Annotated in this window: 9 protein-coding genes; 6 read left to right on the top strand and 3 right to left on the bottom strand. The window is 39.3% G+C overall.

All coding sequences use genetic code 11. The features are described 5' to 3' along the window. Window positions 1-24 precede the first annotated feature (24 nt). From GJB62_RS22790 to GJB62_RS22765, 6 genes are all read left to right on the top strand, one after another. Window positions 25-7761 carry a non-ribosomal peptide synthetase gene (locus GJB62_RS22790; protein WP_114081679.1) on the top strand — a complete coding sequence of 2579 codons (7737 nt, stop codon included), beginning with the start codon at window positions 25-27 and terminating at the stop codon, window positions 7759-7761. Continuing rightward, entirely contained in the window at window positions 7758-11945 is a 4188-nt protein-coding gene (locus GJB62_RS22785; RefSeq protein ID WP_114081680.1) for a non-ribosomal peptide synthetase, read from the top strand. Before GJB62_RS22790 ends, GJB62_RS22785 begins: the two co-directional genes overlap by 4 nt. Window positions 11946-12011: 66 nt before the next feature. Further along, on the top strand, window positions 12012-13190 hold the full coding sequence (locus GJB62_RS22780; protein WP_114081681.1) for a 2-isopropylmalate synthase: 1179 nt from the start codon (window positions 12012-12014) through the stop codon (window positions 13188-13190). A 203-nt stretch (window positions 13191-13393) separates the two neighbouring features. Continuing rightward, entirely contained in the window at window positions 13394-15421 is a 2028-nt protein-coding gene (locus GJB62_RS22775) for an ATP-binding cassette domain-containing protein (protein WP_114081682.1), read from the top strand. Between the two features lie 30 nt (window positions 15422-15451). After that, window positions 15452-17170, top strand: coding sequence for a GUN4 domain-containing protein (locus GJB62_RS22770; RefSeq protein WP_114081683.1), 1719 nt, complete (start codon window positions 15452-15454; stop codon window positions 17168-17170). Window positions 17171-17195: 25 nt separating this feature from the next. After that, the gene (locus GJB62_RS22765) at window positions 17196-17624 is read left to right on the top strand and encodes a hypothetical protein (RefSeq protein WP_114081684.1); all 429 of its coding nucleotides are present in this window, start codon (window positions 17196-17198) and stop codon (window positions 17622-17624) included. Between the two features lie 71 nt (window positions 17625-17695). Here the strand turns inward: GJB62_RS22765 and GJB62_RS22760 are convergent, their stop codons facing one another. From GJB62_RS22760 to GJB62_RS22750, 3 genes are all read right to left on the bottom strand, one after another. Beyond that, entirely contained in the window at window positions 17696-18286 is a 591-nt protein-coding gene (locus tag GJB62_RS22760) for a Uma2 family endonuclease (RefSeq protein ID WP_114081685.1), read from the bottom strand. Window positions 18287-18535: 249 nt separating this feature from the next. Then, the gene (locus GJB62_RS22755; RefSeq protein WP_114081686.1) at window positions 18536-19270 is read right to left on the bottom strand and encodes an HAD family hydrolase; all 735 of its coding nucleotides are present in this window, start codon (window positions 19268-19270) and stop codon (window positions 18536-18538) included. Window positions 19271-19423: 153 nt separating this feature from the next. Beyond that, window positions 19424-20551 (bottom strand): 30S ribosomal protein S1, encoded by a 1128-nt coding sequence (locus GJB62_RS22750; protein ID WP_114081687.1) that lies wholly within the window; start codon window positions 20549-20551, stop codon window positions 19424-19426. Window positions 20552-20827: the final 276 nt, after the last annotated feature.

Below are 20827 nucleotides of genomic sequence, written 5' to 3'. Positions count from 1 at the left end.
TAATTTTCAACAATAATTATTATTATGAGCGATATACTAAAACGTCTAGAAGCTCTTTCACCAGAAAAGCGAGAATTAGTTTTACAAAAGCTGAAAAAGCAACAACAATCTACACAAAATAATAACAGGCTAACTCCACCCCTAACACCCGTTTCAAGAGAGCAACCCCTTCCCCTTTCCTTTGCCCAACAAAGACTGTGGTTTCTCGACCAACTAGAAGGCGAAAATTGTGTCTATAACGTACCGTTTTTCTGGCAAATTCGCGGATTTTTGAATATAACTGCGTTAGAAAAAGCGATCGCAGAAATTGTCCAACGTCATGAGGTCTTACGTACTAGTTTTTCTGTTGTCGATGAGTCACCGATACAGGTGATTCACACTCACCCGCAACTGACAATGCAACTGCTAGATTGGCGACAATTGACACAAGCAGACCAGTTAAGCAAGGCGCAGCAGTTAGCAGCAGAAGAATTACAACAGCCTTTTAACTTATCAAACCCTCCTTTGCTGCGGGTAAAGTTGTTGCAACTCGCCGATCAATCTCATCTGCTGTTGCTGGTTATCCATCATATTGTTTGTGATGGCTGGTCAATGGACATATTCCGTCGTGAATTATTCAGCCTCTATACCGCATTTTCCGCCACAAAAGCTTCTCCTTTACCCGAATTATCTCTACAATATGCCGATTTCGCCCACTGGCAAAGACAGTGGTTGCAGGGAGAGGTACTGCAAACCCAACTCAATTACTGGCAAAAACAATTAGCCGGAGTCGCGCCTCTGTTAGAATTGCCCACAGATAGACCTCGCCCATCAGTGCAAAGTTTTAGGGGACGGAGTGAGTTTTTAGAACTCAATCAAGATTTAACGCAGAAGTTGAAGCGTTTGAGTCAGGAATCAGGAACTACCCTGTTTATGACAATGCTTGCAGCATTTACGCTGTTATTGTCGCGCTACAGTGGTCAACAGGATATTGTAGTTGGTTCTGCGATCGCTAATCGTAATCGTCGTGAGACAGAATCTCTAATTGGCTTTTTTGTCAACACATTAGCATTACGTACCAATCTGCAAGGGAATCCAAGTTTCTTAGAATTACTCGAACGAGTCAAACAAGTAACCCTAGATGCTTATGACCATCAAGACTTACCTTTTGAGAAACTAGTCGATGAATTGGGTTTAGAGCGATCGCTTTCTCATCATCCCCTATTTCAAGTGGCGTTTGGTTTGCAAAGTGGAACCCAAGAGAAACTAGAAACTCCTGGATTATCTCTAACCCGTTTTGAGTGGGAAAACACAACGACGCTGTTTGATTTGTCGCTGATGTTCCGTGAAACTCCTCAAGGCTTGGTAGGAGAATGGGAATACGCAACCGATTTGTTTGACGCTAAAACCATTCAACGGCTGACGGGGCATTTTGCCGTTTTACTTCAGGGAATTGTTGATAATCCTCAACAAAATATTAATAATCTGCCATTAATCGCAGAAAGTGAACGTCAGCAACTCCAAAACTGGAATCAAACTAAAACTGATTATCCCCTAAATCAAACTTTGGTTGACTTGTTTGAAGCTCAAGCTGCCAAAAACCCTAATAATCTCGCTTTAGTATTTGAATCTCAAAGCTTAACCTACCAACAACTTAATCAAAAAGCAAACCAACTAGCTCATTATTTAATTCAAAATTATCAAATTAAGCCAGACACTTTAATTGGTATCTGCGTTGAACGGTCTTTAGAAATGATTATTGGTTTACTCGGTATTCTTAAAGCAGGTGGAGCTTATGTACCGATTGACCCCAATTATCCCAAAGAACGGATTGAGTTTATGTTAGAAGATTGTGGGTCATCGGTATTGCTGACCCAAAGTCACCTTAAAGAACAATTACCTCTAGCTAAACTCAAATACCAGGTCATTTGTTTGGATGAGGAAACTTTTGCCCAAGAATCAATAGATAATCCCAATTCTAAAACTACTCCTGATAATTTAGCTTATATAATTTATACCTCTGGTTCAACGGGGCGACCAAAGGGGGTGATGATTGAGCATCGCGCAATTGTCAATCTCAGCTTAGTCTGGGCTAAAACTTTTCAAGTTCAAGACAATAGCCATTTGCTTCAGTTTGGTTCTTTTAGTTTCGATTTATCTGTCGCTGAAATTGCAACTACCTTTGTCACTGGTGCTTGCTTATATCTTGCTCAAAAAGATACCTTATTACCCAGCCAAATTTTAGTTGACTTCTTAAGCAATCGCAAAATTACCCACAGCTTTTTATCTCCTTCGGCCTTATCTGTCTTACCTCAAGCGACCTTACCCGATTTACAATGTCTAACTGTTGGTGGTGAGGCTTGTTCAGCAGAATTGGTAGCACAGTGGGGAACAGAACGGCGTTTATTTAATTGCTACGGGCCTACGGAATCTACGGTTAGTGCTGCGATCGCTCTGTGTGATCATAATGGAAAAAAACCGCCCATTGGTAAACCGTTGTCTAATATCCGCATCTATATATTAGATGCTCACAATCAACCATTACCCGCAGGAATACCTGGGGAATTGTGTATCGCTGGCGTTGGTTTAGCACGAGGCTATCTCAATCGGCCTGAAACTACCTCTGAAAAATTTGTTGAAGTTGAATTATTTGGCAAAACTGAGCGAATTTACAAAACTGGCGACTTGGCAAGATGGAGATATGATGGAAATCTTGAATATCTCGGTCGCATTGACGATCAAGTTAAACTGCGGGGCTTCCGAATCGAACTTGGTGAAATCGAATCGCTATTATTACAGCACTCTTTAGTTAACGAAGCTGTTGTTATTTTATATGAAACTGATAATAATCCCAGGTTAGTAGCTTATGTCACGGCATCGGAAAAATCCAGCAATTTAGCGAGTCAACTCAAAGACTACCTGAAAATTCGCCTGCCGAATTATATGATTCCTAGCCAGATTATGGTGTTGGATCAGTTGCCCCTTACCCCTAACGGTAAACTAGATCGTAGAGTATTACCAGCACCAGATGCAGCTACTTATACTAACTTTGAAGCCCTTGCTTCTCCAACTGAAGAACTGCTGGCTACTTTATGGCAAAGTCTTTTAAAAGCTAAGTCTATCAGTCGTCAAGATAACTTCTTTGAACTGGGGGGACATTCTTTATTAGCAACCCAATTAGTTACTCGTATTCGTGACAGTTTTGGGGTAGAAGTGCCTGTCCGCAAGGTATTTGAGCAAAGTGTTTTGTCTGAGTTGGCAGGAGAAATTGACAAGGCTACTTCCAGTGTCACCTTACCACCCATTACACCACAGCCTGAAAATGCTCCAAAAATTTTGTCCTATTCCCAATCAAGACTCTGGTTTTTAGACCAACTTGAAGGCATAGGAACCTCGGCTACCTACAATATGTCAACAGCGCTGCAACTTGACGGCAAGTTGAATATAGAGGCGTTGCGTGCAAGTTTTGATTATCTCCTCGATCGCCATGCCATTCTACGCACTTATTTTCCAGCACTGGAGGGAGAGGCGCAAGTAGTCGTCCAAAATTCAGAGGATATAGAAGTACTAACAATCGCAGATTTACAGTCACTCGATCCTCAGTCTCAAGCAGAAACTGTACAACGTTTAGCCGATACCCATGCTCAAGAACCCTTCGATTTGAATACTGGCCCCCTGTTCAAAGCACAACTATTGCAACTTAGCGAACAGAAAAATGTACTGATGATTAATATGCACCACATTATCAGCGATGGCTGGTCAATGGGTGTATTTAAGCGCGAATGGGAACAAGCTTATGCTGCTTTTGCTGCGGGGTATACTCCGAATTTGTCACCATTGCCGATTCAGTATAGCGATTATGCAGCTTGGCAGCGCAGTTGGTTACAAGGGGAGATTTTAGAAAGCCAGGAAAACTACTGGAAACAACAACTAGGCGATGCTCCCCGATTGCTGGATTTGCCTACCGATCATCCCCGTCCAGCGCAACAAAGTTACCAAGGTGGGCGTGAGGAATATCCCTTAAGCAGCGAACTGACTCAGAAACTCAAAATTGTCAGTCAAAAACACGGGGTTAGTTTGTTTATGACCCTGTTAACGGCTTTTAGTATTTTACTATCTCGTTACAGCCGTCAAGAGGATTTATGTATTGGTTCTGCGATCGCTAACCGCACCCATAGCAACACAGAATCATTGATTGGTTTTTTTGTCAATACCTTAGTATTACGGAGCAAAATTAAGCCAGAGCAAGGATTTAGTCAGTTACTCCAACAAACCCGCCAAACTTGCCTAGATGCCTACGCTCATCAAGATATTCCCTTTGAGTATTTAGTAGAACAGTTACAACCAGAACGCAGTCTGAGCCATAATCCCTTATTCCAAGTGATGATGGTGTTCCAAAATACTCAAGAAGCGGGGAAAAATATTAGTTTATCAGGGCTGGATATTCAATATTTAGAGCAAAGTTTACCATTTGCCAAGTTTGACCTAACACTGGATCTTTGCGAAAGGGGCGGCCAACTGCATTGTATGTGGGAATATGCCACAGATTTATTTGAAGTAGAAACAATTCAACGGATGGCGGGACACTTTGAAGTCTTGTTGGAAGCAATCGCCCAAAATCCCCAACAACCAATCAGTAAACTACCCTTAATCACAACCGCAGAAATTCAACAACTGCAAATTTGGAATCAAACCAATATCAATTATCCCCAAAATCAGACTTTGGTGAGTCTGTTTGAACAACAAGCAGCACAAACGCCCGATAACATTGCGGTGGTGTTTGAAAATCAAAGCCTGAGTTATCAAGAACTCAACCAACAAGCTAATCAGCTAGCCCATTATTTGTTGGAACTCAAAAGGGAGCAACAATTACCTGATAATCCTTTGATTGCGATTTGTGTGGAGCGATCGCTCTTAATGGTAATTGGCTTGTTTGCTATCCTCAAAGCGGGTGGTGCTTATGTGCCGATTGATCCGAGTTATCCTCAAGAACGCATTCATTTAATGCTGGAAGATAGTAATGCTTCTGTATTACTAACAACAAACTCCATCAAAAAGCAACTTCCCCTAGAAAAACTAAAAAACCCCTGTCAAGTAGTATTTCTAGAAAAAGAAACATGGGTTAATCAGTCAACAGATAATCCCAATTTGCAAAGTAGTCCTGATGATTTAGCTTATGTAATTTATACTTCTGGTTCTACGGGAAGGCCAAAAGGTGTAGCAGTTTGTCACTCTTCACTGACGAATTTCTTATATTCAATGAAGGAAAAGCCTGGAATAGCCGCGTCCGATACTCTTCTGGCTATCACCACTATATCCTTTGATATTGCTGCACTGGAAATTTATTTGCCTCTTATAGTAGGAGCCAAAATTGTTCTAGTCAGTCGTGAAATTGCTTCTGACAGTTTACAGTTATCAGAACAATTGCTTAATGGTATCACTTTCATGCAAGCGACTCCAGCGACTTGGCGCATATTATTAGCCGCCGGATGGAAAGGTTCAACACAACTAAAAATCCTCTGCGGCGGTGAGGCTTTAACGTGGGAACTTGCTAATCAACTACTAGAAAGAAGTGCTGAACTCTGGAATCTTTATGGCCCGACAGAAACCACTATTTGGTCAGATATTTATCAGATAAATACTTTTGAGAAAAAAAACTATTCTCAAGGCGCTGTGGTATCTATCGGGAAGCCCATTGCTAACACCCGGATTTATATTCTAGACACCTATAACCAACCCCTTCCTCCTGGTATTCCTGGGGAACTCTGCATTGCAGGTGCGGGTTTAGCACAGGGCTATTTGAATCGTCCCGATCTGAGTGCTGAAAAATTCATTGACCTCAATCTCTTCAACCAAACTGAGCGGATTTATAAAACTGGCGATTTAGCTCGTTGGCTACCTGACGGCAATTTGCAATATTTAGGTCGCATCGATCGCCAGGTCAAACTTCGTGGTTTCCGCATTGAATTAGGTGAAATTGAAGCGTCTTTACTCAAACACTCAAAAATTCAGGAAGCAGTTGTCATTATACGAGAAGACAGTGATTTCGATCAACGTCTAGTAGCATACATTGTCCCAACAGGAACAGAGGATGAAGACCTTCAAGGTGAACAGGTGGAATTATGGCAACAAGTTTTCAATGATGCTTACCATAAATCACAAGATCCAGAAGATGACCCAACGCTGAATTTGGCTAGCTGGAATGATAGCTATACAGATAAACCTTATCCCAAAGCTGTAATGCAAGAATGGCGGGATAAAACTATTGACCAAATTCTGGAACTTGCACCCAAACGGGTCTGGGAAATCGGTTGTGGGACAGGGATGTTATTGTTAAAAATTGCTCCCCATTGTCAAAAGTACCTGGGTACAGATATTGCCGCAGCAGGGTTACATTATATTGAACAACATCTTCCACAGCAATCTCTCAAAGAAAAAGTTACTTTAAAACAAAGTGCAGCTAACCAATTTAACGGTATTGAGAAAAATAATTATGACCTGGTAATACTCAATTCTGTTATTCAGTATTTTCCTTCTTTGGACTACTTGTTAGAAGTTATTGGGGGTGCTGTTAGTGCGGTGAGGAATCAAGGAAAAATATTTATTGGAGATGTGCGAAATCTCCATTTACTAGAGGTTTTTCATACCGCAGTTAAATTTAATCGCGCCCCTGATGAATTATCAATTAAGGATTTGCGTCAACAGATTCAAAAAAGTATTCACACCGAAGGCGAGTTACTAATTGACCCTAATTTATTTATCGCCCTAAAACAAAAATTTCCTCGGATTAGTCATGTACAAATCCAAATGAAACGAGGTTATGGGCAGACGGAAATGAACCGTTTTCGTTATGACGTTGTTTTACATTTGGATCAAACAGATACTCCAATTGCAGAACCTGAATGGTTAGATTGGCAAACTGAGCAACTCAATTTAGAAAAAATCGAGAGAATTTTAACAACTCAGCAACCCGATTTTATAGGTATTAAGAATATTCCGAATGCGCGTCTAACTTCAGAAATGGTGCTGTTAGAAAAAATTAGTCAATTGGATGGTACAGTTTCAGACTTAAAAGCCGCAGTTGCCGAAGTCAGATCAGGGATAGAACCCGAAGCATTTCGAAATTTAGTACGAGATTTGCCCTATACGCCTTTTATTCAATATAGCCCCACAGAATTTTCTGATTACGATGTTGTTTTTCAACGGAATATTCCTGGGCAGGTGACAATACCACGATTTAATCAAGAGGGAAATTTGCGGTTGAAACCTTGGCAACATTATGCCAACCAACCATTACAATATCGCACCAATCAAGTTGAGCCAGCGTTATTAGAAGAATGGCGAGATAATCTGGAAAAAACTCTTCCAGATTATATGATTCCTAGTCATTTTATTGTTTTAGAAAAACTGCCACTAACACCAAATGGCAAAGTAGATCGCAAAGCTTTACCCGCACCAAATGCAACCATTTCATCAACAAACATTGAATTGCCTGTAACCTCGACAGAAAAATTGCTGGCCGAATTGTGGGCGAAGCTGCTTAAATATGAAGCGATCGCCCGCCATGATAACTTCTTCAAGTTGGGAGGACATTCCCTACTAGCCACCCAAATGTGCTACCGCATCCGCGACACTTTTAAAGTAGAACTGCCACTGCGTCAAGTATTTGAGTCTCCTATCCTCAGCGAATTGGCAAATTATATAGATAGCTGCATTTGGGTTAATTTCTCCACAGCAGATATACAACCTTTAAACTCAGACGAAGAGGAAATTGAACTATGACTATGACACAAAATCAGCAAATAGTTTCTTTAATGCTTCGTTTGCAGAACATAGGCTGCAAAATTTGGGCTGAAGATGATAAGTTACGGCTTCGTAGTAGTAAAAACGCCTTAACTTCTGAACTCAAGCAAGAAATTCAAGCCAACAAAGCAGATATATTAGCGTTCTTAAATTCTGCCAAAGCCGGCTCTGTCATGGCAGAGGAAATTCCAACTTTACCAGATGATGTCCCCAAACCCCTTTCCTTTGCTCAACAACGTCTCTGGCTGTTAGGGCAACTCCAAGGCCCATCAGCTAGTTATAATATGCCGATCGCTTTACAACTGGATGGAAACCTCAATATTGATGCTTTGCATTCTAGTTTGGCTTATCTGCTGAATCGGCACGAGAGTCTGAGAATGTATTTTCCCACAGTGGCAGGACAACCCCAGGTTGCGATCGCAAATTTAGACGACATCGAAGTTTTAACGTACCAAGTACTGGGGACTGGGAATCAAGAAACAACCGTTCAGCGTTTTATCGATACTCATGTTCAAGAACCCTTTGACTTAAACACTAGCCCTTTATTTAAAGCAAAACTGCTGCAATTGAAGGATCACAAATATGTGTTGCTCATAATTATGCACCACATTATTAGTGATGGCTGGTCAATGGGGGTCTTTGTCCGTGAGTTACGGGAAGTCTATACTGCCTTTGCCCAAGGTCATACCCCAACTCTTGCACCATTACCCATTCAATACAGCGACTACGCAAACTGGCAACGCCACTGGTTACAAGGAGAGGTATTAGAAACCCAGATCAACTACTGGAAAAATCAACTCAGTGATGCTCCTCCATTACTGGAATTGCCTACCGATTATCCTCGTCCAGCACAGCAAAGCTACCGAGGCGATCGCGATCGCTATTCTTTATCGGCTGACTTAACTCTTGCCATTAAAACTCTAAGTCAACAGCAAGGGACTAGTTTGTTTATGACTTTGTTGGCGGCTTTCAATATTTTGCTTTCTCGTTACAGTCGCCAAGAAGACGTATGTATTGGTTCTCCTATTGCTAACCGCACCCATAGCCATACGGAAGGATTAATTGGCTTTTTTGTCAATACTTTAATACTGCGTAACCAAATCAAGCCTGAGCAAAGTTTTATCGAGTTCCTGCAACAAACTCGCCAAAATTGTTTAGATACATACTCTCATCAAGACATTCCCTTTGAGTATCTGGTAGAACAGTTGCAACCAGAACGGAGTATGAGCCATAACCCCTTATTCCAGGTCATGTTCGCACTAGAAAATAATGAAAGTCCCGACCTGAGTTTACCAGGCTTAGAGATTGAATGGCTCCCATTAAGCTATCCGTTTGCTAAGTTTGACCTAACACTTATGGTAATAGAATCTAATAACCAGTTAGATTTAACTTGGGAATACGCCACCGATCTTTTTGAAAAGGCTACTATCCAACGGATGGCGGAACAGTTTGAAGTTCTGCTGAAGGGAATTATTGATAATCCTCAACAACCTATCAATACTTTACCTTTGATGACAGCGCCCGAACTTCTGCAACTACAACGCTGGAATCAAACTCAAAACGCTTATCCTGACGATAAAACTTTAGCTGAGATATTTGAACAACAAGTTGCTAAAAACCCTAATAATCTCGCTTTGGTGTTTGAATCTCAAAGCTTAACTTATCAGCAACTCAATCAAAAAGCGAACCAACTTGCTCATTATCTAATTCAAAATCACCAAATTAAACCAGACACTTTAATTGGTATCTGCGTTGAACGGTCTAGTGAAATGATTATCGGTGTACTCGCTATCCTGAAAGCAGGCGGGGCTTATGTGCCGATTGATCCTAATTATCCTAAAGAACGTATTGAGTTCATGTTAGAAGATTCGGGGACATCAGTGTTGCTGACCCAAAGTTTTCTGCTAAATCAATTACCAATCGCTGAACTGAAAAAACCCTGTCAAATAATTTGTTTAGATAAGGAAACTTTTACCACGTTAAAAGAAAATCCTAGCTCTCAAAGTATGCCTAATGATTTGGCTTATGTAATCTATACTTCTGGTTCGACGGGACGACCAAAAGGGGTAATGATTGAGCATCAAGCAATTGTAAATTTAAGCTTGGCTTGGGCTGAAACTTTTCAAGTTCAACAAAACAGCCGTTTACTTCAATTTGGTTCCTTTAGTTTTGATCTATCTGTTGCTGAAATTGCGACTACCTTCGTCACTGGTGCTTGCTTGTATCTTGCTAAAAAAGGAACCTTGTTACCCAGTCAAACTTTGGTTGACTTTTTAACTCATCACAAAATTTCCCACAGCTTTTTACCTCCTTCGGCCTTATCTCTCTTACCTCAAGCGACCTTACCCGATTTGCAAACCATAGGCGTTGGTGGTGAGGCTTGTTCAGCAGAATTGGTGGCGCAGTGGGGAATAGAGCAGCATTTATTCAATTGTTACGGGCCTACAGAATCTACGGTTAATGCTGCGATCGCACTTTGTCATCCTAATGGAAAGAAACCACCCATTGGTCAACCATTATCTAATATCCGCATCTATATATTAGATCCTCACAACCAACCATTACCCCCTGGCATACCTGGAGAATTATGCATCGCTGGTGTGGGTTTGGCACGAGGCTATCTAAATCGTCCTGACTTAACCGCTCAAAAATTTATTGAAGTTGAATTATTTGGTAAAGTTGAGCGAATTTACAAAACTGGCGACTTAGCAAGATGGAAATCTGATGGAAACCTTGAATATCTGGGTCGCATTGACGATCAGATTAAATTACGGGGTTTTCGCATTGAACTCGGTGAAATTGAATCGATTTTGTTGCAACATCCATCAGTTAAAGAAGCAATTGTAACCTTATATAAAACTGAGAGTAACCAGAGTTTAATTGCTTATGTAATGGGAATCACCAATGATTTATCTACCCAATTAAAAAATCATCTAAAATCCCGTCTGCCCGATTATATGATACCTGCTCAGATCATCGTATTGGATGAGTTGCCTTTAACTCCCAATGGCAAAGTTGACCGAAAATCTTTACCTACTCCAAATGGAGTAATTGAGGGCTTATATGTAGCTCCACGTAACGAAACTGAACAACAACTGGCGCAAGTTTGGTCTGCTGTACTCGAACATCAAAATATTGGGATTCATGATAACTTTTTCGATTTGGGTGGTCATTCTTTATTAGCAATCAAACTGCTCAATAATATTCAACAGGTATTTGGACAACATCTTTATTTAAGTAGTTTATTTCAGAATCCTACTATTGCTCAACTCGCAGAACAACTTTGTAATACTGAGCTTCAACAGTCAAATCCCGATTTACTTTTATTCCAACCTCAAGGAAATGCAACCCCTCTATTTTTTCTTCCTGGCGCAAACGGACATGGCTTCTATTTTCGAGATTTAGCAATTAATTTAGGAACTGAGCGACCAGTATATGGACTCGAAACTCCAGGAAGAGACGGCTCTAGTGCACTTCCTGAATCAGTAGTAACCCATGCAAATCAATTGATTGATATATTGCGTCAACAGCAAGCGAAAAGCCCATATATATTAGCAGGATACTCTTCAGGTTGTGCCGTTGCTTTTGAAATGGCTTCCCAACTTGAACAGCAAGGTGAAACGGTAAGTTTACTAGCTATCTTCGATGCTGGACTGGTTTCTCAGCCTGAGTATTTTACTGATAGAGCAGAGCTTGATTGGATCTGGCAATTAATTCGACGAATTGAAGTTTTAAAGGGAGTTTCTTTAGGACTACAATACGACGATTTAGCTGCTCAACCTAATGACCTAGCTAGGTGGAATTTAGCGGCAGAGTATTTGTACAGAAATAATGTTTTACCGGAACACTCCACACTTTCTTTACTCAAAACCAATATGAAAGTGATGAAAGGACTAACACTGAATTACGCTAATTATCAGCCTAATGATCCAATTTCTGCCCCGATTGTTTTATTCCGCGCTCAAGAAGTTAAGGAGATTGTCTTGCAAGAACTCCAAGCTTTTTCTGATTACAATCTACCCGATTGGGGATGGCAACCCTATACTCAAAAGCCTGTCAAAGTAATTTCTGTACCTGGCAACCACGGTCAGATGCTTTATGAACCCAATGTCAAACTATTAGCTGCACAATTACATAATTTGATGGTAAATACAGCAGAATAGAGTATTTCAATAGTCTATTCTTACCTTTTCTTTAGCCCACTATAAAATGATTCTGCAATAGGTATAATGGAAACTATTTCTATCAGAATTTCCGATGAAACCCTGCGTGATGGAGAACAACAAGCAGGCATCTTCTTCTCTTATCCAACTAAACAAAAACTTGCCTATTCCATTGCTCAAACGGGAGTCGATGGACTCGCTATCATGCCCAGTGTTTGTAAACAAGAAGAAGAATTAGTCAAATCATTAGTATTAGAGGGATTTGATAGTCTGCTCACTGCTTGTACCTTAATGGGAAAGGAGTACATTGATAAAGCAAAAATGTACGGAGTTAAGCGCATTATCCTTTTTTATGGTCTTTCCGATCGCCTGCTGTTTTTGCGAGATCCTCAGATCCGTTTGTTGAACGAGTTTAAAGGAAAAACCATTGATGACGATATCCCTAAAAAAGTAATCGAAATAATTCGCCAAAACGCTATTGATACAATTGTCGAAAATTTACGCTATGCCACTAAGGTTGCTGGTCTTAGGGTAGACTTTGCCGCCGAGGATGCCTCAAGAGCCGATTTTGACTTTTTAGTGCAATGTATCCGCTCATGTAGCCCTTATATTGAAAACTTTTTGCTTTGTGATACAGTCGGAATCCTCAGTCCAGAAAAGAGTTATATCTGGGTTAATGATCTGCTCCAACGTACAACAGGCGTTGCTTTCGGGGTACACTACCACAATGACATGGGCTTGGCTCTCGAAAATACTCTCCAGTCCGTTATGGCCGGAGCGACTTTAGTATCGGGTACATTTTCCGGGATTGGTGAGAGAGCCGGAAATGTTGCGATTGAGCAGGTATTAAATGGGTTGCGAGTCCGTTTCGGAATCGAAGTCAAAGGGATTAATTATGATGCGATCGCCGCAGTGACTAATTACATAGAGCAACTAGGGATTCGTCCTGCTCCCCCTTACTCTCAAACTGCTCAACGTCACGAATCAGGTATCCATGTCAATTCTTTGTTTAGCGATCCTCAAAGCTATGCTGCTTTGCGTTACAGCACTATAGAAGTTCTCTTCGGTAAATGGAGTGGAGTCAGCAATTTTCAATATCTATTTGAAAAGCAACTACAAAATCCCCAACCCAGAAATCAATATGAAAAAATGCGCTCAGTAATCAAATCTCTTGCTGTTGAGCAAGAACGTTATTTTACAGCCAACGAGGTATTAGAGTTATGGAAAAATGGGGTCTTTAAATAATCTATGTTCTCGTATAGTAGCTCGCTACTGTCATGGGATGGGAAAAAATATCCGCGAGCTACATCCTACAGCTAAAACATATAGACTTTGTTTGCACATTACTGTAAAACCCTAAAAGCATTGCAAAACAAAGAATGTAGTCAATATAGTAAAATACCAAAATTATTCAGTCAGCCTTAAGAGTCTTAACTGATTTCGAGAATATGCAATCTAAAACCGTTCATAATCAATCCCTAACCAATACCCCTTCAGCTTTTACTCAATTTTGGGAAGATATCAAAGCGATCGCAGGGCCTTACTGGTATCCCACAGAGGCATTGGGACGAGCATTTTCAGACGTGATTCGTGCATGGGGAATGCTCATCATCCTGATATTATTAATAATAATGCTTGTCGGTGTAAGTGCCTTTAATAGTTTTGTTAGCCGCTATTTGCTAGATATCATTACTGAAGAAAAAGATTTTAATGAATTTATTAATACATTATTAGTTTATGGTGCTGCCCTTATCTGCGTAACACTCTTAGTAGGATTTTCTAAATTTGTTAGAAAAAAAATCGCTCTTGATTGGTATGAATGGCTAAATAATCATGTTTTAGAAAAATATTTAAGCAATCGTGCCTATTATAAAATCAATTTCAAATCCGATATTGATAATCCAGATCAACGAATATCCCAAGAAATTGAACCTTTAATCAGAAATGCTCTCACGTTTTCGGCTACTTTTCTAGAAAAAGTGCTGGAGATGGCAACTTTTTTAATAATTATCTGGTCTCTCTCCCAATTTGTTGCAGTTGTATTGGTTGTTTATACGATAATAGGCAATTTAATTGCTGTTTATTTGGCTCAAGAATTGAATAAGATTAAACAAGAGGAACTCGAATTTGATGCAAACTATGCTTATAGCCTGACTCATGTACGTAATCACGCTGAATCAATAGCTTTCTTTCAGGGAGAAAAAAAAGAATTAAATATAATCCAGCAAAGATTTAATAATATTATTCAAAGTGCTAAACGCAAGATTAATTGGGAGTTAACTCAGGATATTTTTAACAGAGGATATCAGGCGGCTATCCAAATATTTCCATTTATAGTATTCGGGCCTTTACAGATTAGAGGTGAAATTGAATTTGGAGAAATTGCTCAAGCCAGTTTAGCTTGTAATTTGTTTGCTACTGCTATGGCAGAATTAATTAGAGAATTTGCAACTTCGGGACGATTTTCTAGTTACGTTCAACGTTTGGGTGAGTTTACAGATGCTTTAGAATTTGTTACCAAAGAACCAGAGAAAGTAAGTACTATTAAAACAATAGAAGAAAACCATCTCGCTTTTGAGAATATCACTTTACAAACACCCAACTATGAACAGGTGATTGTTGAAGATTTGTCACTTGAGGTTCAACCTGGAGAAGGCTTATTGATTGTTGGGCCTAGTGGTCGAGGTAAAAGCTCTCTATTGAGAGCGATCGCTGGCTTGTGGAATGCAGGTACTGGTCGTCTGGTGCGACCTCCATTAGAAGAAGTGTTATTTTTGCCCCAACGTCCTTATATAATTTTGGGAACTTTGCGTGAACAATTGCTCTATCCCAATACAACTCGTAAGATGACCGATGCAGAACTCAAAGAAGTTTTGCAACAAGTCAACCTACAAAACTTGTTGAGTCGAGTAGATGGCTTTGATACAGAAGTTCCTTGGGAGAACATATTATCACTAGGAGAACAACAACGCCTTGCATTTGCACGACTACTAATTACTCATCCTAGATTTACTATATTAGATGAAGCAACAAGTGCTTTAGATTTGAAAAATGAAGAGAGTTTATATCAACAGTTGCAAAACACAAAAACAACTTTTATCAGTGTGGGACATAGAGAAAGTTTATTTAATTATCATCAATGGGTTTTGGAACTATCAGGAGATTCTAGCTGGAAAATTATTAGCGTACAGGATTATCAACTACAAAAAGCAAAAGAAGCTGTCATTAATCTTCCTAAAAAGCCTGAAATTACAATAGATGTTTTACCCAACAATGAATACCAAACTAAACCAGAAACATCTATTGAGATAAGTACAGTCGAAGGTCTTTCTCATAAAGAAATGCAGACATTAACAGACTGTAGCATTAACACCATCAGAAGCAAGGCTAGCCTTGGGAAGTCCATTACTGCTAATGATGGCTTTACCTACCGCTATGACAAAGACCCAAAGGTGTTGAAATGGGTAAGAGCTTAACGAATATTTTTACTTTTTAAAATCAAGGTCATGCTAACTAAACAGCAAAGACAACTAATTACTTACAAGACTATTTCCATTTATGAAAGAACCTATCAATTACCAGTTCTAAAAAATAATGCTGTAAAAATAGTTCAGAAAAAAATTAGAGAACGTCAAAGATTAATTAAAGAAGGCGTTCGATATCGTCATCAACTTGGCGGGATAATTAAGCGAAAAGAAGAAATTAGCCAAGGAGAAGTTTTTCAGGAAATCCAATTATTTATTAAAGATTACAGCCATATTATTGATTTTTTAGAAAATTACAAGGACAATTATCATGATTTTTTATTAAATCTTGCGGATGACTTAAAAGAATTATTTAAACAAAAATATTTGGCTATAAAAACCTTAGAAGACGAAAGAAGTAAATTAGAGCTAAAAAACCATAACAATCCGAAAATACTTGATGAGCTAACATGGGAAAAGCAAGAAAATCTCAAAGCAGTTTTGCTATTGAGTAATGCTTATTTCTTAATGCTAGAAAAAATAAAATTGCTTGGTGAAGGGATTAAAAACCTTGCAGAAGATACAAAAAATCAAAAAGAAGTTGTTCAACAAATAGTAAAAGATTTAGAAGTATATCAAGAGATTTACGAATATCAAAGAAAAGCCTATAAAATTCGTCAAGAAATAGCTAAAATTGCCCACACTGCAATCAACCTTGAAAATTCTTTACAAGATTACTTTAGTCCCTTTCAATCTTTAATAGATGAAGTCATAAAAGTAGATGAATATTTTTATGCAACTGTTGGAGATATTAAAAATTTAGGAGATAATATTTTAAAGTATCAATCAAACTTGTTTAACCTGGAAAAAAACGAGGCTATTTCTGAAAGTTTTCTCGATTTTATGGTGACAAGTTATGAGAAAAAAGCCAGATTAAAAGATGCTTTTATTCAATCTCAATTATTAGATTGGCAAATCCATAATTTTGATTTGAGCGAAAATGGTGTCTTTTTAGACAAGGGCATTGATCTAATATCTAACTATATATCCAAGCAACTAACAGATCAAAGAAAAGCGCTAAGTATAGCAGAAGTAAATTTTGTCTCTACAGATTCTCTATCTCCTGTTGAAGAAATAGGATTGATAGGGCTAACTAATAACAATGTTACGTTGCCAAAAAAATTTCCCAGCAATAAAGGTATTGATTATAACCAATTGCGGGATCTCCTAGCACAACATCATTGGAAAGAGGCTGATATTGAAACCACTAAAATAATGTTAAAAGTCATGAGTAAAAATTATTGGAATGAAGTTTATAAGGAAGATATTGATAACTTTTCTTGTCAAGACCTTCACACTATCGATCAACTTTGGGATCAATATAGTTATGGCTATTTCGGCTTTACTGTTCAGCAAACTATCTGGAGCGAAATGGGTGGTCAGGTAGACTACGAAACAGAAAAAAGACTTGGCGATCGCCTTGGTTGGCGAAAAGAGGGAAACTGGTTAGACTATGAGCAACTAACTTTTAAATTGTCCCCTATGACACCGATGGGACACTTGCCAGCACAATGGTTACACTACGATCAACATAGTTTTGACTTATCCCCAAAATCATCTACAGAACACCTTTCAATGGGAGCTTGGCGGGTCAAGTCTTGGTTAGTTTGGCAGATGCATTTATTCTTTTCTCGTATAAAAACTTGTAACGAAAGTTTCTTATGCGATAATCGCACATTTATTAAGAATAGGAAAAATTAGAGCTAAAGCTAATTTGAGGATAAACATGAGTAATAGTAAGCATTCTGATATAGAAATAGAAATTTTACTTTTTGGAAAATGGCGTTTTGATACGTCCTCCGAAAAAGTTACTATTGAATTTAAAGATGATATGACTTATGAACAAACCACAGTTCAAACATTGCTTTTCTCTAAACCTAAAGAACTTATAACAGGTAATAAATTTACTGGGGTATGGTATGTAAGTCAAAAAAAATTGTATTTAAATGTTAAAACTATGCCAAAATCCTTTTTGAATTTAAGGATACCACTAGTTTTTAAGATATCTATTGCAGATATGGTGGCTACTTTAGGTTCGGTGCTTATGGTAGAAAATTATGAAGTTATGAAAATTAATAGTTCTAAATTTTTAATGAAGGATAAAGAGCAATCAATTCTGGGGACAAAAATAAATAATATTAATATTAGAAAGTAATTTTATTTTGTCACTCTGGGTATGCTTACTGCGGGCTTAAACACGTTATTTTTGGTGAAATTAACTCTCAACTATGATGCAATTAGAATTACGGGCGGTAACATTTCTAAAACCGTAATGCTCAAATCAGGAAACTCTAAAGGTGAAATAGTCGCATCTTCTGCCAAAATCACTTCACTTTGATAGCCATCCTGAGTTGGTTCTCGAAAGACGTGCAATTGACGACTAACCACATCTAACACCCAATAATCTGTAATTCCCGCTTGCGAGTAGGCTTTAGCTTTGATTTCGCAGTCTAGTTTCAGGCTGCTATCTGCTACTTCAATAATCAGATAAACTTCTTTTGGAGTGGGATGGTGGTCTGCGTAGTCTAGTGGATCTACTTTAACGACAGCTATATCCGGTTCTGGTTCAGATCGTGCGTTTAACTTTACTGGGTCTTGAATACATACCCAAGCCCGATTTCTCAAACTATTTTGCAGTAATCTATCTGTTCTCCCCACTGCTGAACGATGGGCTGTCCCTTTAGCAATCATCCAAATAATCTTTCCTTCTAGGAGTTCTACTCGTTCATCTGCACCAAAAATCCCAGCCTCAGCCATCCGATGGTATTCTTCAACTGTCCACAGGCGAAGCCTTAACGTCGTTTCTGTGTTTTGCATGGCTTGTTTCGCAATTGTGAGAAGTAATTAATATTTTAGCCTGTTTTACTTGACATAAGAAAAATAGTATGATAAATGCAAGATATTTCGCTTTAGTCAACTTAACCTAAAATCGGCTGTTAGAAACCGCGTCTATAAAGTCAAAACCCGCGCAGGCGGGTTTCAGACTCTTGATTTAACCTTAGACCAAATCGGTGTAACTCTTGTTTGTGTGCCCGTAACCTCTGCGAATTCTACTTGTTAAGGCTGCTAATCTTCTAAAATTTGGATTTCATCAAGTTGATTAATCACCACATCTGCACCTCGGACATTATCTGACTTACCCACCCAAGTGATACCAATACAACCTGCGGCTTTAGCATTACGTGCCATTTGCATATCGCCAACTGCATCACCTACCATCAAGGTAGCACCTGGTTCAACTCCCAATGCTTCGCAAGCTTGCAAAAATAGGACTGGATCTGGTTTGCTCGGTCCCTCATCTACTCCCATTTTTAACTGGATATAATCGCTTAATTGGTGATGCGCTACAAACTTATTTACTTCATCAGTTGTTGCAGCTGAGAGGATACCGAGTTTTAAGCCTCCTTTGCGTAAGTATTTCAACAAGTCTAAGCTACCCACAAATAGCGGTGAAGGAGTTTGTTCGATGTATTTTTCTGCTTCATCCAAAGCTTGACGGGCTATTTTTAAGGACTCAAACCATCCTTTCCCTGTTTCGGCAATATATGCCGCAGCCGCAACTTCTGTTTCGCGGCGACTCGCTACCGATATTAAGCCTGCCGGATCTAGAAGATTGCCATTGATGCCAAATGCCATTAATAGGGGTTCCCCAGTTCCAGGGATTTGAGCATCTATTAATCTTGTTGCCTTTTGTGCGAGCGATCGCAAATACGTTTCTGAATCTTCTAGAGTACCGTTTTTGTCAAACAAAATTGCTTGAATATTATCAAAAGTGATTTTTCTACATTTAATAGTTGCCACAATATTTCACCCCACTTATTTAGTCAGAAGTTATGAGTTTTTATTCCTAACCCCTAACTGTTCCTAATTTTCCACATAAAAAAAGAGGGTTTTTCCCTCTTTATACAATGATTTAATACTCTTACTTAAAAACAAGTAAAACTATAAAATGTATTATTCTTCAATAGCTGCTGGAATTTCTTCTTCAGTTTCCGTGGCTGCTGGAATCTCTTCTTGAACTTCCGCAACTACTGGGGTTACTTCCTCAATTTCTGCTGCTGGTGGAATTTCTTCTTCTAGTTCTGCTGCTGGTGGAATCTCGTCTTCAAGTTCTGTTGCTGGTGGAATATCTTCTTCTGCTAAAACATCAGCAGGTGCAGCAGGCGCAGCAGTAGCACCTTGTTGCTTGGCTAACAGTTGTTCACGATATTTAGCAGCCATTTCTTCTGCCTTATCGTAAACCAAATCCCGGTTTTTAATCATGTCGCCGGGTTCGGGTTCTAGCTGCTTGGTAGATAGGGAAATGCGACCCCTTTCTGCATCCAAGTCAATGATCATCACTTTCACTTCATCATTGACATTGAACACACTATGAGGTGTATCAATATGTTCGTGGGAAATCTCAGAAATGTGTAGTAGACCACTGACACCACCAATGTCGATGAAAGCACCGTAGGGTTTGATACCGCGAACTGTACCAATTACTACTTCCCCGACTTCTAGGCGGTTCATCTTGCGTTCAACCAACGCCCGACGATGAGATAAAACTAAGCGGTTACGTTCTTCATCCACCTCTAGGAATTTCAATGGCAGTTCTTCGCCTACCAATTCTTCTTTAGGTTTGCGAGTACTGATGTGAGAACCTGGGATAAAGCCACGTAATCCTTCAATCCTTACCAATGCACCACCGCGATTGGTTGCAAACACGCCAGAACGGACAGTGGCATCTTCTGCTTGCAGCTGTCGCACACGTTCCCAAGCCCGCATATATTCAATACGGCGAATGGAAAGGGTTAATTGACCATCTTCGTTTTCATCGGTAAGGATGAAAAACTCACGCGTTTCGTTTGACTGTAAGACTTCTTCCGGGCTATCCACCCGGTTAATAGACATTTCTTGTATAGGAATATATGCTGCGGTTTTAGCACCAATGTCAATCAGAGCGCCGCGCGGCTCTATACTGAAAACTGTTCCTGGCACAACATCGCCAGGGCTAAAATGATAATCGTATTTGTCAAGTAGAGCAGCGAAATCTTCGTGAGTGAATCCAATTTCTGTAGCGGTTAAATTCTGATTGACCATGCTGATTTGTTCCTGGTTCTAGTCTCCGTAAAGGTTGTGCGACAAGCGCGATGTACTATGTAAGCAGTTCTATGGCAGTTTACACCTAACATCCTTTTTCATCCTAGCGCAGAAAAGCTAGTATTAACACATATCTACTCCCAAGATTGGAAATTATATCACAATATAAAAATGATTGGTTATTTACTTAGTATTTAAAATTAACAAAGGACAAACACAATAATATCCGTTGCTCCTACAATTAGTAGCAACGGATACTAACTTCTTTAAATCAGC

The sequence above is a fragment of the Nostoc sp. ATCC 53789 genome (genome assembly GCF_009873495.1).
Classification (GTDB): Bacteria; Cyanobacteriota; Cyanobacteriia; order Cyanobacteriales; family Nostocaceae; genus Nostoc; species Nostoc muscorum_A.
The sequence above is the reverse complement of the archived record's forward strand: the minus strand, read 5'-3'. Positions and strand labels throughout refer to the sequence as shown.

Excerpts from the sequence above, each read along its gene's own strand:
- GJB62_RS22780 (WP_114081681.1), top strand. The coding sequence starts at position 12,012 with ATGGAAACTATTTCTATCAGAATTTCCGATGAAACCCTGCGTGATGGA.
- GJB62_RS22785 (WP_114081680.1), top strand. The coding sequence starts at position 7,758 with ATGACTATGACACAAAATCAGCAAATAGTTTCTTTAATGCTTCGTTTG.
- GJB62_RS22775 (WP_114081682.1), top strand. The coding sequence starts at position 13,394 with ATGCAATCTAAAACCGTTCATAATCAATCCCTAACCAATACCCCTTCA.
- GJB62_RS22790 (WP_114081679.1), top strand. The coding sequence starts at position 25 with ATGAGCGATATACTAAAACGTCTAGAAGCTCTTTCACCAGAAAAGCGA.
- GJB62_RS22760 (WP_114081685.1), bottom strand. The coding sequence starts at position 18,286 with ATGCAAAACACAGAAACGACGTTAAGGCTTCGCCTGTGGACAGTTGAA.
- GJB62_RS22750 (WP_114081687.1), bottom strand. The coding sequence starts at position 20,551 with ATGGTCAATCAGAATTTAACCGCTACAGAAATTGGATTCACTCACGAA.
- GJB62_RS22770 (WP_114081683.1), top strand. The coding sequence starts at position 15,452 with ATGCTAACTAAACAGCAAAGACAACTAATTACTTACAAGACTATTTCC.
- GJB62_RS22765 (WP_114081684.1), top strand. The coding sequence starts at position 17,196 with ATGAGTAATAGTAAGCATTCTGATATAGAAATAGAAATTTTACTTTTT.